16 protein-coding genes and 1 pseudogene are annotated in these 15,033 nt (G+C 44.8%); 2 read left to right on the forward strand and 15 right to left on the reverse strand.

Features of this window, described 5'->3' with window-relative positions; translation table 11 throughout:
* Positions 1 to 58: 58 nt before the first annotated feature.
* Entirely contained in the window at positions 59 to 583 is a 525-nt protein-coding gene (locus tag DER53_RS14765) for a gamma carbonic anhydrase family protein (RefSeq protein ID WP_062755131.1), read from the forward strand.
* Positions 584 to 644: 61 nt separating this feature from the next.
* On the opposite strand, the gene paaX is transcribed toward DER53_RS14765, so the two are convergent.
* The 15 genes and pseudogenes from paaX to DER53_RS14840 all read right to left on the reverse strand — a co-directional run.
* Positions 645 to 1,520, reverse strand: a complete 876-nt coding sequence (paaX, locus tag DER53_RS14770; RefSeq protein ID WP_062755293.1) for a phenylacetic acid degradation operon negative regulatory protein PaaX — start codon at positions 1,518 to 1,520, stop codon at positions 645 to 647.
* A gap of 132 nt (positions 1,521 to 1,652) precedes the next feature.
* Positions 1,653 to 2,441 (reverse strand): enoyl-CoA hydratase-related protein, encoded by a 789-nt coding sequence (locus DER53_RS14775; RefSeq protein WP_062755129.1) that lies wholly within the window; start codon positions 2,439 to 2,441, stop codon positions 1,653 to 1,655.
* A 14-nt stretch (positions 2,442 to 2,455) separates the two neighbouring features.
* Positions 2,456 to 3,664, reverse strand: coding sequence for a thiolase family protein (locus tag DER53_RS14780; protein ID WP_062755127.1), 1,209 nt, complete (start codon positions 3,662 to 3,664; stop codon positions 2,456 to 2,458).
* On the reverse strand, positions 3,658 to 4,536 hold the full coding sequence (locus DER53_RS14785; protein WP_062755125.1) for a 3-hydroxyacyl-CoA dehydrogenase: 879 nt from the start codon (positions 4,534 to 4,536) through the stop codon (positions 3,658 to 3,660). Before DER53_RS14785 ends, DER53_RS14780 begins: the two co-directional genes overlap by 7 nt.
* A 97-nt stretch (positions 4,537 to 4,633) precedes the next feature.
* Positions 4,634 to 6,151: an aldehyde dehydrogenase family protein gene (locus DER53_RS14790; RefSeq protein WP_062755123.1), complete on the reverse strand. Its 1,518-nt coding sequence runs from the start codon at positions 6,149 to 6,151 to the stop codon at positions 4,634 to 4,636.
* 25 nt (positions 6,152 to 6,176) lie between these two features.
* Complete coding sequence (locus DER53_RS14795) at positions 6,177 to 6,950, reverse strand: enoyl-CoA hydratase-related protein (protein WP_062755122.1); 774 nt, start codon at positions 6,948 to 6,950, stop codon at positions 6,177 to 6,179.
* 16 nt (positions 6,951 to 6,966) lie between these two features.
* Entirely contained in the window at positions 6,967 to 7,743 is a 777-nt protein-coding gene (locus tag DER53_RS14800; RefSeq protein ID WP_062755120.1) for an enoyl-CoA hydratase/isomerase family protein, read from the reverse strand.
* Positions 7,736 to 8,047: an EthD family reductase gene (locus tag DER53_RS14805; RefSeq protein ID WP_062755118.1), complete on the reverse strand. Its 312-nt coding sequence runs from the start codon at positions 8,045 to 8,047 to the stop codon at positions 7,736 to 7,738. Before DER53_RS14805 ends, DER53_RS14800 begins: the two co-directional genes overlap by 8 nt.
* A gap of 28 nt (positions 8,048 to 8,075) precedes the next feature.
* The gene (gene paaD / locus DER53_RS14810; RefSeq protein WP_062755116.1) at positions 8,076 to 8,555 is read right to left on the reverse strand and encodes a 1,2-phenylacetyl-CoA epoxidase subunit PaaD; all 480 of its coding nucleotides are present in this window, start codon (positions 8,553 to 8,555) and stop codon (positions 8,076 to 8,078) included.
* Positions 8,556 to 8,587: 32 nt separating this feature from the next.
* Positions 8,588 to 9,430 (reverse strand): 1,2-phenylacetyl-CoA epoxidase subunit PaaC, encoded by an 843-nt coding sequence (gene paaC / locus DER53_RS14815; RefSeq protein WP_062755114.1) that lies wholly within the window; start codon positions 9,428 to 9,430, stop codon positions 8,588 to 8,590.
* On the reverse strand, positions 9,406 to 9,759 hold the full coding sequence (paaB, locus tag DER53_RS14820; RefSeq protein WP_062755113.1) for a 1,2-phenylacetyl-CoA epoxidase subunit PaaB: 354 nt from the start codon (positions 9,757 to 9,759) through the stop codon (positions 9,406 to 9,408). Before paaB ends, paaC begins: the two co-directional genes overlap by 25 nt.
* Positions 9,760 to 9,777: 18 nt before the next feature.
* Complete coding sequence (gene paaA, locus DER53_RS14825) at positions 9,778 to 10,746, reverse strand: 1,2-phenylacetyl-CoA epoxidase subunit PaaA (RefSeq protein ID WP_062755111.1); 969 nt, start codon at positions 10,744 to 10,746, stop codon at positions 9,778 to 9,780.
* Positions 10,747 to 10,840: 94 nt separating this feature from the next.
* Positions 10,841 to 12,166 (reverse strand): phenylacetate--CoA ligase PaaK, encoded by a 1,326-nt coding sequence (paaK, locus tag DER53_RS14830; RefSeq protein ID WP_062755109.1) that lies wholly within the window; start codon positions 12,164 to 12,166, stop codon positions 10,841 to 10,843.
* A 457-nt stretch (positions 12,167 to 12,623) separates the two neighbouring features.
* Positions 12,624 to 13,025 (reverse strand): hydroxyphenylacetyl-CoA thioesterase PaaI, encoded by a 402-nt coding sequence (gene paaI / locus DER53_RS14835; protein ID WP_062755107.1) that lies wholly within the window; start codon positions 13,023 to 13,025, stop codon positions 12,624 to 12,626.
* 361 nt (positions 13,026 to 13,386) lie between these two features.
* Positions 13,387 to 13,653: pseudogene (locus DER53_RS14840) on the reverse strand (aldehyde dehydrogenase family protein); the annotation flags it as partial.
* Positions 13,654 to 13,759: 106 nt separating this feature from the next.
* On the opposite strand from DER53_RS14840, the gene DER53_RS14845 reads away from it, so the two are divergent.
* Complete coding sequence (locus tag DER53_RS14845) at positions 13,760 to 14,950, forward strand: ISL3 family transposase (RefSeq protein ID WP_121910058.1); 1,191 nt, start codon at positions 13,760 to 13,762, stop codon at positions 14,948 to 14,950.
* Positions 14,951 to 15,033 lie beyond the last annotated feature (83 nt).

Raw genomic sequence — 15,033 nt, forward strand, 5'->3', positions numbered from 1 at the left:
CCCCGTTAAAATTATGTTATACTTATCATAACCTTATCATATTTTGAGGAGGATGAGAATGCTTTATTGTTACAATGGTAAAATGCCAAAAGTGGACGATACAGTATTTATCGCTCCTGGTGCTCATATTATCGGCGATGTTACGATTGGAAAAGAATCAACAATTTGGTTTAACGCCGTGTTGCGAGGCGATGAAGCACCGATTATTATTGGAGAACGCTGCAGCATTCAAGATAATTCGACATGCCATTTATATGAGGGATCACCTCTTGTTGTGGAAGACGAGGTGACGGTCGGTCACAATGTCATTCTTCACGGTTGCACAATTCGAAAACGCTCTATTATCGGCATGGGTTCCACGATTTTAGACGGTGCTGAAATCGGGGAAGAATGCATTATCGGGGCAAACACGTTAATTCCTTCTGGTAAAAAAATTCCTCCACGCTCTCTGGTCGTTGGGTCGCCGGGCAAAGTCGTGCGCGAAATTACAGAAAAAGACTTGGCTTTGATTCAACTATCGATTGACACGTATGTGCAAAAAGGAAAAGAGTACCGTCAATTGCTAGCCAACCAGCACAAATGAAAGGAAAGCAAACGCGCTGCTTTTACGGGGCAGCGCGTCTCTGCTTTTCTGCAAAAAAGCATCACTCCACAATAAAAGGATGGTCGTACACGTCGTACTCCTCATCTTTTTTCTTTAACTCATTTCCGTCCATAAACACCGATTCGAAGAAGCGGCTCGCCGGCACCGCCAATTCCTTGTAATAGTCGCTGAACAGCGCCGCAGCATGGCCGCCCATCCATTCGTTCGGCAGCAACTCCTCCGGCAGGCCCGGGTCGATAAAGAGAAACTTGCGGTACTCGTGGACAAGCTTTGTTCTCTCGACAAAACATTCGGCATCGGACATTTCTCCGCGCTGGATTTTATGTTTGTCGATGATGTATTTTTGGCTGTAGACGGAAATAAACTCCTCATATTTTTTATTGATTTCTTCTAAATCCCAACATTTCTCGACTAACAGCTTGTTCGTATGCGGTCCATCATATTGGGCAATAAAAAAATCGACGTACGGTTCAATTTCATATTTATCGATCAGGTCGTACACTTGCTTTTCTAAGTTGTTCGGTGAAATCCAACAGCTGTTTGAGATCGTGCCAAAACCGCTCCACACGAGCTCTTTGCGCAATTCGTCGCGCACGCTCCGCTTTTCTTCTGGAATCGTATACACTAAAATGCGCCACTTTCCGTCCCATTTTTCGGGGCGGATTTTATAAATGCGTTTTGCCGCTTCTTCCATTCGCTTCACTCCACGCTCGGTGAGCGAATAGTAGCTTTTATTGCCGCGCTTTTCCGCTTTGACCCATCCTTGTTTGCTCATGCGCGAAATCGCTGCGCGTACCGCTTGGTCGTTATGGCCAAACTCTTTCAGCAGCCGAATTAAGCTGCCGATCCAAATTTCATTGCCGTAATGGCGGATGTAATCGCCGTAAATCGTAAAAATCATCGATCGCGTATTCATGCTCATTGTGGACACCCTTTATCTCGTTTTCAAGACATAATCGTAGCAAATTTTTATTACGATGACAAGACGAGCAAAAAAAAAAACGTTAAATTGTCATTTTGGATAAAAAGAGGGAGGCTCGGCGATGAGTCACTCCCCTATAAATTGTGGTTTGCGCTTTTCACTAAATGCAGCTAACGCTTCTAAACGATCTTTCGTCGGAATCGTTAATTCGTACGCTTTCGCTTCAATGGCAAGACCTGTCTGCAAATCGACATTCATGCCTTGTTGAATTGCATACTTCGCTTGCTGCAAAGCAATCGGACCATTTTGCATCATTTCGTGTGCCAACGCTTCACAGCTAGGCATTAAATTTTCTTTTTCTACTACTTTTGTTAACAGACCGTATTCATAAGCTTGTTCGGCGGTAATTTTACGGGCTGTTAAAATTAACTCTTTCGCCCTCGCTTCGCCAATTAACCTAGGAAGCCGTTGCGTTCCGCCAGCTCCTGGGATGATCGCCCAGCTCACTTCAGTTAAGCCCATGACCGCTTCTTTCACCGCTATTCTGAAATCACAGGCAAGCATTAGTTCAAATCCGCCACCAAGAGCATAGCCATTTACCGCGGCAATCGTCGGCTGTGGCAAGTTGGCCACAGCATCGAAAACATCGCGAATTTTTTTCACGTTGCGACGCACTTCCATTTCGTTTAACGTCTTTCGTTCTTTTAAATCCGCGCCAGCGCTGAACGCTTTGTCTCCCGCGCCAGTAAAAATCACAACGCGAATGTCGCGGTCAAGATGAATACGTTCAACCGCTTCTCCAAGCTGGCATAGCGTAGCGTAATCGAAACAATTCATCACTTCCGGACGGTGCAATGTCACGTAGCCGATATGGTTTTTCTTTTCCAGCAATACGTTGGTCATTGTCATTTCCATATCATTCCCCCTCTTTATTCCTCCGTATTTTCTACGATCGTGGCAATTCCTTGTCCGACACCGATGCACATCGTCGCCAGTCCATATTTCACGCCTCGTTTTTTCATTTCATAAATAAGCGTCGTTAAAATGCGGGCACCGCTGGCTCCAAGCGGATGCCCAAGGGCGATCGCTCCGCCGTTGACATTGACCTTCGTGCGGTCTAATTCCAGCTGGCGGATGCATTCAATCGATTGCGAGGCAAATGCTTCGTTCAATTCGACGAGTCCGATGTCATCGATGGTCAGTCCAGCGCGGCGAAGCGCTTTTCTCGTTGCGAAAATCGGGCCGATTCCCATCACGGCCGGTTCTACGCCCGCCACGGCAGACATGACGTATTTGACGAGTGGTTTCAGCCCGAGCTCTTTTGCTTTTTCCGCGCTCACTAGTAGCAGAGCCGCTGCCCCGTCGTTGACGCCGGAAGCATTTCCCGCTGTCACCGTGCCGTTTTCAAACAGCGGCGGCAGTTTGGCTAGCTTTTCGAGTGTCGTATCCGGACGTGGATGTTCATCTTTGTCGACGACGACGCGATTGCCTTTTCGGTCATAGTAGACGACCGGCACTAATTCATCGGCAAAGCGGTTCGTTTCGATGGCTTTTTTCGCTTTCATTTGGCTTTCATAAGCAAATTCATCCTGCTCCTCCCGAGTGATGCCGAACCGTTTCGCAACATTTTCCGCCGTCTGCGGCATGCTGTCAGTTCCGTACATTTCCTCCATTTTTGGATTGATAAAGCGCCAGCCGATCGTCGTATCAAACATTTCGATATTACCGCGCGGAAAATCGGAGCTTGGCTTTGCCATGACAAACGGCGCGCGCGTCATGCTTTCCGTTCCGCCGGCGATCATGATTTCCGCCTCTCCTGTCATAATCGCACGCGCTGCGTAATTGACAGCATCGAGCCCAGAGCCACATAAGCGGTTTACCGTCGTTCCCGCCACTTCGATCGGCAAGCCAGCCAACAGCGCCGCCATGCGCGCGACGTTGCGGTTATCTTCCCCCGCCTGATTGGCGTTGCCAAACACTACATCTTCAATTTGTTCGACCGGAAGACTCGGATTGCGATCCACGAGCGCGCGGATGACCGTCGCCGCCAAATCATCGGGACGGACGTCTTTGAGCGCTCCTTTATATCTCCCGATTGGCGTGCGCACCGCATCGACAATCACGACTTCTCTTAACATGATTCGTCCCCCTTGTTTTCTTGTTTGGTGTAATCATATACCCCTTTTCCCGTTTTGCGACCAAGCCGTCCCGCTTTCACGTATTGCTCGAGGAGCGGAGCAGGACGGTATTTTTCTCCCAACTTTTCATGCAAATATTTTAAGTTGTTCAGCCTTGTATCCAGCCCGACTAAATCGGCGAGCTCAAACGGCCCCATCGGAAAGTTAAGGCCAAGTTTAATCGCCTTGTCAATCTGTTCCGGCGTTCCGACTCCTTCTTGAAGCATGTAAAACGCTTCATTGCCGATTAACGCGCTGATGCGGCTTGTCACAAATCCCGGAAACTCGTTCACGACGACCGTTTCTTTGCCCATTTTTTCCGCGACGTGCTGAATAACGTTGACTGTATCATCGCTCGTTTCTAAACCGCGGATGATTTCGACGAGCTTCATTTTGTGGACCGGATTGAAAAAGTGCATCGCGATCACTTTTTCCGGCCGCTTCGTAAACGAGCCGATTTCCGTCGGACTCATTGTCGATGTGTTCGTCGCGAAATAGCAAGACGCCGGCGCATACTTGTCAATCGTCTCAAAAACTTGTTTTTTCACCTCTAATTTTTCCGGGACGGCTTCAATCACTAAGTCCGCTTCCCGCACCACTTCGGCTAAATCCAAGAAGTAACGCAGGCGCGATTCCGATTCCTGCCGCTCGGCTTCCGTTAACTTGCCGCGGGAGACAGCTTGTACAAAAATCTCGGTTATTTCTTGTTTCGCGCTTTCCAGCTGTTCTTCCTTCACATCGACGAGAATCGTTTCAAAACCTCCTACGGCACTGACATAGGCAATTCCTCTCCCCATGACTCCAGATCCAACAACAACAATGCGGTGAACCATAAAAGTCCCTCCTTAATCGTTCTATATGTATGTTGGACAATGGAAAATAAGCACTCCACCCTGCCGGATAGAGTGCTTTGCTGCCATATTTTTTTGTTTACACGCCAAACGGATTGAGCGGACGGCTTCCGTAATAAGAAAGAATGCTTTTCGTTTCCGTATATAAATCGAGGGTTTCGATGCAAAGCTCGCGCCCGAATCCGGACTGTTTATATCCACCAAACGGCGTTCCTGGGAACGCGGAGAACGGGCTATTAATCATGACAATACCGGCTTGAATTTGTTTCGCCACGCGAATTGCGCGTGCATGATCTTTCGTCCAGATGGCCGATCCTAAACCATATTCACTGTCATTAGCCAATTTAATGACTTCTTTTTCATCGTTAAATTTCATCACAACGACAACCGGACCGAAAATTTCTTCTTTGACGACTTTCATTTGATGATTGACGTCCGTGATAATGGTCGGTTCGTACCAAAAACCGTTTTCAAACCCTTCCACTTTCGCTTCTTTCCCGCCAGTGACAATCGTAGCTCCCTCTTCGATGGCAGATTTAACATAACTGTCAATAACTTCTAGTTGTTCGCGGCTAATGATGGCACCGACATGCGTATCTTGTTCAAACGGGTTGCCAAGCTTTAATTTTTTCGTTTTTTCTACAAACTTTTCCATGAATTGATCGTAAATGCTCTCATGTACGTACAAACGGGAGCGCGCTTCACAAGATTGTCCGGTATTATAGAAAATTCCGAATAATGAGCCGTTAACAGCTGCATCAATGTCCGCATCCTCGAAGATGATGTTCGGCGATTTGCCGCCAAGTTCTAATGTTACTCGTTTTAGCGTTTTCGACGCTTTTTCCATAATATTTTTCCCAACCGGAGTCGAACCAGTAAATGCGACTTTATCAACAAGCGGGTGCTCAACTAAATAATTACCGACTTCAGAGCCAGACCCGGTAACCACGTTGACGACGCCTTCCGGGACACCAGCTTCATGGCAAATTTCAGCAAGTACAATACATGTCAATGGCGTTAGTGAAGCCGGTTTGACAACAACAGAGCAGCCTGCTGCAATCGCTGGGGCAATTTTCCACGCCGCCATCATTAACGGGTAATTCCATGGAATAATTTGCGCACATACCCCAACAGGCTCTTTTTCTGTAAAATTATGAAACGCACCTGGCATGTTGTTGACCGTACCACGATGGCCGACAATGGCGCTGGCGTAAAATTCAAAGTCTTCAATTGCCTGCATCACTTGTCCTTGTGCGGCGGAAAGTGCTTTTCCTGTATCTAAAATCTCTAATTCTACTAGCTCGTTAAAACGAGAACGCATAATAGAAGCAATTTTGTTTAAAATACGCGCCCGTTTGTTGACAGGAAAATGGCGCCATTTGCCGTAGTCAAATGCCTGACGTGCCGCTTGAATTGCGCGTTCCGCATCTTCTTTCGTTCCTTTCGCCACTTTCGCAACCGGCTCTCCTGTAGCAGGGTTATATGTCGTAAACGTTTCGCCAGAAACGCTTTCGGCGCGTTCTCCGTTAATAATAAGATGATACATTTCACGTTTTGTTTCGAGCTTCTCCATTTTTTGTTCTTTTACTGTTGTCATTTACTTTCCACTCCTTTTCCTTAACTTACTTTCCTTGAAATGATGGTGAGCGTTTTTCAAAGAAAGCACGAATGCCTTCTCGGTGGTCTTCCGTCAGTCCAGCAATACGCTGACCGTATGCCTCTTTTTCCAAATAGTCTTCGAACGTGCAATGCCAGCTTTCGCGCAAATAGCGTTTTATCAAACCAACCGCTTTCGTCGGCATGTTAGCAAGCCGATCAGCAAAACGCTGTACTTCCTCTTCCCAGGATTGTTCAGGAACAACAGCGGTGGCAAGTCCGAGTTCGACCGCTTTTTGCGCGGAAATTTTTTCGCCGAGAATCGCTAATTCAAGTGCTTTCGCATGCCCGACTAAACGCGGCAAATAATACAAATTTCCCGCATCCGGAATGAGACCAACGTGAATAAACGCTTCTACAAAACTCGCTTTCTCCGAAACAAGCCGAAAATCGCACGCGATCGCCAAGCTCATTCCCGCGCCGGCCGCAACACCATTCACAGCGGCGACCACTGGTTTTTCAAAATGATAGAGCGTTTTCATCATTGGCGCATAGCGCGTCCTTAGCACTTCCCCGTGATTCATTTCCTCCGTCACACCGCCGAGATCTTCACCGGAACAAAACGCCCGTCCTGCCCCAGTAATCACAAGGCAGCGAACGTTTTCATCATTAGCAGCTTGCTTCAGTGCTTTCGTAATTTCCCTGTTCATTTGTTCGGTAAACGCATTCAGTTTGTCAGGACGGTTTAGCGTAAGCCATGCTATACGGTCGCGCACTTCATAATGAATCGTTTCGTACAATCCGACAGCACCTCCTTTATCTTCCTTGAAAACGCGGCTTCCGTTTTTCGATAAATGCCGTCATTCCCTCTTTTTGATCCTCAGACGAAAAGAGAAGATAAAAATTTTTTCTCTCAAACTGCATGCCTTCATATAGTGAATAATCTACCGCCTTATAAACGGCTTCTTTAATTAAGCGAACGGATAAAGGAGGCTGTTTCGCCAACTTTTTCGCAAACCGCATTGTTTCTTCATACAATAACTCTGGCGCGATAACACGGTTGACAATTCCTAATTCATACGCTTCCTTTGCCGACATACGCTCGCCTGTCCAAAGCCACTCGAGCGCTTTTGTTTTGCCGATTAATTTAGTGAGACGCTGCGTTCCGCCCGCACCTGGCATAACACCGATATTCACTTCCGGAAATCCGAATTCCGCCGTATCGGCCGCAAATAACAGGTCACAGCTAAGCGCAAGTTCAAATCCGCCTCCTAATGCAAAACCGTGTACAGCGGCAATCGTAGGCTTTTTAATAAGCGCAAGGCGATCCCATTCGGCAAATTGATTAAGCAATTCCAGCGTAATGGAATCATCGTTTGCCATTTCGTCGATATCCGCTCCTGCTGCAAACGCACGACCGCTTCCCGTCAAGACGATGACGCGCACGCGTTCATCACGGTCGTAAATTTCCATCGCTGTGACGATTTCCGTTACCATTTTCCTGTTCAATGCGTTCAATACGTCAGGACGATGCAGCTCAATCACGGCAATATTCTCATCAACATGCGTGCGAATGTGCGCAAACTCAGTCATTTTTCACTTCCTCGCCTACCATTAATGTTACGAGATCGCCTGCAAACGACATTAAGTCTTTTCCCGACGCTTTCGCTTCACTCGTTTTCATTGCTTCTTTGAACGCTTCATAACTGTCATAGTACATTTCGCATAATAAGTAGTATTCACTCTCCCCTCCCATCGGCGTACCGGTAATTTTCGTTACTTCCATTTTGCGAAGTCCCGGAATTTTCGCGGTAATTGGAGCGTGCGTACCAAAATAATGTTCATCAAATTTTTCTTTATCTTTTGGTTGCTTGTAAAGAGCAATCATCTTAACCATCGTTCTCTTCTCCTTTTCTATAAAATTTTTACATCCATGTTGAAATCGGTTTCAGCGCTTCAAACGGATTTTTGCATTGTTTACAGTAGAAAATGCTTCGGCAAGCGGTAGGTCCAAACAAGTTTTCTATTACTGTAAAGGAGGAGTGGCAATACGGACACTCGACATGCCACTCTCCGGTTGGACCGACTTGACGCGGCGGTGGCGCAATACCAAATTCTTTTAACTTTTCCCGTCCCTTCTCCGTAATTCGGTCAGATGTCCATGGTGGATGGCGAATAAATTCTACATTAACGTGCTCGATCCCTTCTAACCGCAAAAGAGTCTGTTCGACACGTTGTCGAATAATATCGAGTGCCGGGCAGCCGATAAACGTCGGAATCAGTTTGACTGTAACTTCACCGTGTTGCACCTGAACGTCTTCGACCATTCCTAAATCTATGATACTGACCGAATCAATTTCAGGATCTTTGACGGAATCTAATGTTTCTATAATTCTTTCTACCATCGTTACCCCCTTCTTTCTGAAAAACTTGTAGATTACCACGCCGCTAGAGGGTCGATGCGATATACTTCCGACAATGTCATAATCGCTTCATCTAAATCTGCCGTATGTTCCCCGTTTCGTCCGTTGCCTCGCTTCATGCCGAACTCGCTTGGCAAATCGAGGTTTACTTCTTCAAAAATCGGTTTCATCGCTTGAACCCAACGTTGTTTTAACGTCTCTTCGCTTTCGATAATTTCGAATTCCGCCATTCTATCTCCTTTCGCTCCGAGCGTCAGCACCCCGCCAAAATCTTCAAATACTTTCGCAACCGCATTTTTCATACGTTCGCGAGCCTCTCCTTGAACATTCGTAAGTTGAATGAACCATGTTCTCCAATGCATGAGGTGGTAATAAAGTTCCATGTTGATTTTGACAGCAACTTGAGCGAGTGGTTCATACGAACTATGTTTCAACGAGTCGATGCGCACTTTTTTCGCCTGCGTGTAAAAATAATGACGAACAACGGTAAACGCCCAATCATAGCGGGGCTCGTGCAAATAATGACCAGGACCGTTTACCTTTTCGAGCAAAACTGCGTTTCGGCGTTCGGACGATGGACGTTGGTGCGCCAAATCGTCTGCCTTTCCGATACCAATGTCTTCTAGCAATTGATAATACATTGCCGCATGACCCATCGTATCTTGATTAATGGAAGAAAATGCGATATCCTCTTCAATGTGCGGCGCGAGCCCAAGCCATTCCGAACCGCGATAAGCGAGAATAAAATCGTCATCCGCTAGCTGAAACAATAGCTCAACAAGCGCTTCTTTATATTCGGGATGTTGCTGAAGTTCCTCTGGTTTCGTGATTTTCATCGTTGGATCTCGCCCTTCCATGAAAGAATCTCTTTTTCATCGAACATTTTCTGTTCGTATTGACGCCATTTCTTTTTCAAGTATCCATACCCTTTTGTAGTACGATAATCTTTATTATCAAGTCTCTTTAACGATTCTTTTTCTTCTTCCGTCATCATGCGGATGTCCGATCGTTTCACGACCCATATGTCGGAAACAGTTTCGCGCCGCATAAAATTTTCTTGCGCCATCACTAAAGCGATTTCATGGTTTGGAGCAAGCAGGCTAAATTGATGCTGAAGCGGCGCTGTGTCATTTCTCCTACTAAATACCTCAAACACTTGATAAAAACCTTTTCCGCTATCACTCATTGCCCATTCCCCCACTTCTCACACTGCTGCTGATTGACCGCCTAACGCTTCACGAACCCAAGCGTTATTGTGGTACGATAACTCTCGAAGACGAAGCCGCTCTTTCGATTTTGGTCCATTGTTGCGAATAATTTCTTTGAACCTGTCCCAATCTGGCTGTTTGTAAACCCATTTCCCTTTCACTTCATCAAAATGCATCGTTTCATCTGGAAGTTTTAATCCTATCGACAAAATGCGTGGCACATATTTCGTAAAGAAATCTTGGCGTAATTGTTCATTTGTTTTCGTCCGTATGCGGTATTTAATCGTAATGTCTTGCTTCGATGTTCCCGTTGTTGCTGCGCTATCAGGACCGAAAAACATTAACAATGCTTCCCACCAACGATTCAATGCGTCTTGCAGCATCTCTTTTTGCTCTTTCGTTCCTTCTGCAAGCGCCAAAATAATCGATTCGCCGTGCTGGGCGTGGAACACTTCTTCCGCACAAATCCGCTTTAACGCCCGGGCATACGGCCCGTAAGAAGCATCTAGCATGTTTGTCTGCGTAATAATAGCAGCTCCGTCAACGAGCCAGCCGATCAATCCTGCATCCGCCCAAGTCGGCGCAGGCATATGGAACACGTTATGGAACTTTAAATCTCCTTTGAACAAATCTTGCATAATTTCCTCGCGCGTTTTTCCAAGTGGTGCCATTAAATCTTCGGCAACGCGGAGAAGAAGCTGACCATGCCCCATTTCATCCTGCACTTTCGCCATAATGCCAAGCTTTCTTCTTAACGAAGGAGCTTTCGGAACCCATTCCTTCTCCGGAAGCGCTCCCATAATTTCGCTAATACCATGCATCGCAATAAGCTTAATTAACGTCATGCGATAGTCTTCTGGCATCCAATCATCTGCTTCAATTTTTTCCCCCGCTTCAATTCTCTTCATAAACCGCTCGTACTTTTCCTCTTCAGATAGCCGTCTAAACAATGTTACTACAGGCATCTCTCTCCTGCCTCCTAATTAATTATATAACGTTTGTTTAACGTAATTATAAAATAACGTTATAAATATTTCAATCATAAAATTACTAATTTTCTTATAATAACGCTTTTTCCTTACGGTAATCTACGATACGAATCGCTTTCCCTTCTGAACGTGGAATGGATTTTGGTGGATGGACGTTGACGTCGATAGACACAAGACAGTGGGTTTTCAACAAATACTGTATTCGCTTCACCAAATCGCGGACGCGTTCATCGTGAAGATCACTTCCGATTTCTTGATAGAATCGCTCGCTTACCTCGACTTGCAATTCAACGACATCAAGCGTTCCTTTTCGTAAAATATGAACTTGATAATGTGGCGCAAGCTCTGGGACTGTCAATAAATAATGTTCTATTTCTGATGGGAAAACGTTAACACCGCGTATAATGAGCATATCATCAACACGCCCTTTAATTCTCGACATTCTTGTTGTTGTTCGTCCACAGATACACGGTTCTTTCGTAATTGAAGCGATATCACCTGTGCGATAGCGAATGACTGGAAACGCCTCTTTTGTCAAGCTGGTAAAGACAAGTTCTCCTTCCTCACCTTCTCCCACTGGCTCGAGCGTATCTGGATTAATGACTTCTACAAAAAAATGGTCCTCGGCTACATGCAATCCGTTCTGCGCTTCATGACACTCCATGGCAACCCCAGGTCCGATGACCTCACTCAATCCGTAAATATCACACGCTTTAATTCCAAACTCCTGTTCTAACGTTCTCCGCATTTCCTCCGACCAAGGCTCTGCTCCGAAAATCCCGTATTTTAGCGACGTTTGTCGCGGGTCTTTGCCAAGCTCTTTCATCCGTTCAGCAATGTTCAATACATAGGAAGGTGTACCACAAATAATATCTGGCTTAAAATCTTCAATAATCATAATTTGTCGATCCGTATTCCCTCCTGATACCGGAACAGTCACTGCACCTAACCGCTCGCTTCCATAATGGAGACCTAATCCTCCAGTAAACAATCCATATCCATAGGCATTATGCACAATATTTCCCGGGACTCCACCCGCAATTGCAATAGCGCGTGCTACAATGTCTGCCCAATGGTTGATATCGTTTTTTGTATACGCTACCACTGTTGGTTTTCCGCTCGTTCCGCTTGATGCATGGACTCGGACACAATCTTGTATGCTTACCGCAAGCAGTCCAAATGGATAATTATCCCGCAAATCTTTTTTTGTCGTAAAGGGCAACTTTTTAAGATCATCTAACGTGCGGATATGATCCGGTTTTACACCAATTTCGTCAAACTTTTTGCGATAAAATGGTACATGCTCGTATACCCGCTTAACTGTCTGTTGCAACCGCTCTAATTGCAACACTCCCATTTCCTTTCTCGAAGCCGTTTCAATACGATGTAAAATCATTCTCCCATCTCCTTTTTAAAGCGTTTTTATCAATATTTTAAAAAATAAATATACATAACGTTTATTTAATGTAGTATATATTTATCATCATATATAAGTTGAAAATATTGGAATAGTGGTCGGTTTTTGTGGACATCTAATCCACATAAATGCTCATAGAGTACTTGCATCGAGAAAACCTCCTTGAGATCGATGCGGGGATGAGCGGCTGAAGCAGTAACTTCTCATTGGAACTTTAATCCTGCGCGCTCCCCAAACGAAGTGACATTCGCAAGTGTACCAGGCTGCTTGGGCCTGTCTGTTCATCGTACTCAAGATACCAAATTTGAAACGACCTCTGTTCGCTTCCCTAGAATTTCCTATAATCATTTGGACAACTTTTTCTGCTCTATGCAAAACCTTGGTTGCTTTTTGAACACTCCCACGAAACTGAACTTTATTTTCACTTCTTTGATATTTACGGAACAAGTTTGTCTTTCTTGCGATATACCATTCCTTCGGCTAAAGCAATTAACACTTCTTTGTCATTTAAAACCTCGATTCGATATACCCCAAGACGGTTTGGTTTCGTTTCTTCGCGTGCGATTGCCACTAACCTATCGCCTATTCCGCTAGCTTGCATATAATACATTGTCATCGCGATACCAACCGCTGTTTGATTATGAGAGTTGCTAGCACAGGCAAAAGCCACATCAGCCAAAGAAAAAATAGCTCCTCCATTGGTACTACCATGAAAGTTCAGCAAATTTTCCTTTACTTCCATTGATACTTTTGCATATCCTTCCCCGACATCTTCTATAGTGATGCCTAAATAATTAGCAAAGGGATCTTCCTTCATTTTCCCAATAAAGCCACCCATCTTCCTCACCCCCTTAATTGCTTTTTATCAATAGTTCTCTATTTAGTAAAATCAATACTGTGCCACTTCTCCTATTCCTGAAACAATTCGAAGGGATAAGACAACTACTTCGACATCTGCTTTTCTTCTGATAAGTGCTAAAACAATGCCATCACAAAATATTTCATCCTCATTTTAAGTTATATGATATAACGTTTATATAACGTAATGAATATTATTATTATATTTATATTAAAAATATCTAGAATATTATAAATTGTCAATCATTATTTTATTGCTTTTACGCGAAAAAGAAGAATTTCAAAAATAATGGTCTTTCCTGAGAAGAACATGGAAAGACCTTAAACGAGTAATGGTTATTTTATAAGCCATACCAATTAAATTTCTCTTGACTTAAATCAACCCACACATGTTTTGTTTGTGTATACATGTTCATTGCTTCTATACCAAGCTCACGTCCAAATCCGCTTTGTTTCATTCCGCCAAACGGGGCGGCGCTGTCTAGCATACTAAACGTATTAACATACACTGTTCCAGCTTTCAATCCGCGTGCCATTCGATGGGCTCGGGCCAAATTCGCTGTCCATACACCTGATGCTAATCCGTAAATACTTTCGTTTGCCTTTTTTTGGTTCATCACCAAATTTTGTGATTTAGTGACAAAAAAGAGAAAGCACTGACGAGATCCTGGCAATAATGTTAGCGGTGAAATAAACATTAGGGAGGTCTCGTAAGTGCTTTCTATACCACTAGGATTGCCAGAATTTAAAGTGATTAAACAAGAACTTCTTTCCTATGGTTATGCGATTCATGTAGAGAAAACAGAGACACAGGAACGTTGCCCTCATTGTGGGTTTGCCACTTCCTCTGTCCACGACAGACGGACAAGAAAAGTACGGGATTTGGCGATTTTCCATCAACCGGTGTACTTGTTCGTAAAGGTAAAGCGCTATCGGTGCTGGAATTGTTCCCAAGTGTTTTCCGCCTCTTTGGAATCGATTCCACCCAATCAACACTACACCAATCGATTTTGTGAGTACTTGTATGAACTTTGCGAAGGCTCCACCATTCAAGAGGTTAGCCGAAAGCACCGCATCCCATATACAACATTGGAACGCATTTATTACTCCATCGCATCGAAAAAAGCAAAAGAGCGTCAAACAGCGACGGAGGTCTCTTCTCCAGAAGGAATGGTGCTTAGTTTAGATGAAATCGCGGTAAAAAAGGGACATCAGTATGAAACCGTATTGATGGATGCCAGAGCCGGATCGGTCATGGGAATGCATGCCGATCGCCAATGTGACTCCGCCATCAACTTGTTGAGCCAAAATATCCTGTCGAAAGAAATGGTCCAAACGGTGATTCTTGACATGTGGGAACCTTATCATAAGGCGGTTCGCGCCCTGTTTCCATCTGCTTCGATTGTCATCGATAAGTACCATGTGGTTCAAAAAGTGACACAAGCCTTGGATCAAGCAAGAAAGGAATTTTCTCCATTGAAAAAGGCTCGATATCTTCTCTTAAAAGGCTGTGAAAAGCTTCGTAAGGACCAACGGCTTCGATTAGACGATATCTTGGAGGAGTATCCGGCACTTTCCATTGCTTATTATCTGAAAGAGTTGTTTCGGGATTTTTACCGAACCGATGGATATAATGAAGCAAAGGAACGCTTGGAAGAATGGATTAAGTTAGCCAAACAGAGCCCTTTTGCTTCTTTTCAGGAAGCAGCCAACACGCTTGAAAGGAGGAAGGAGCCTATTCTTTCCTACTTTTTGTGCCCATATACGAATGCCCGAATTGAGGGGACGAATCACAAGATCAAAAACATCAAACGCCGGGCATATGGCTATCGAAATCTAGAACGGTTTCGTTTACGTGTATTTCTGGAGTGTACAGGGAACACTACAGGTAGTCAGGCTGCTTAAGCGCCCCCTTCTTCCGCTATCGGTATGATAGTTGGTAGAATGGAACCCGTCAAGGAAAGCACTTGACTGTTTCCATTCTACCA

The organism is Parageobacillus toebii NBRC 107807 (assembly GCF_003688615.2).
GTDB lineage: Bacteria > Bacillota > Bacilli > Bacillales > Anoxybacillaceae > Parageobacillus_B > Parageobacillus_B toebii.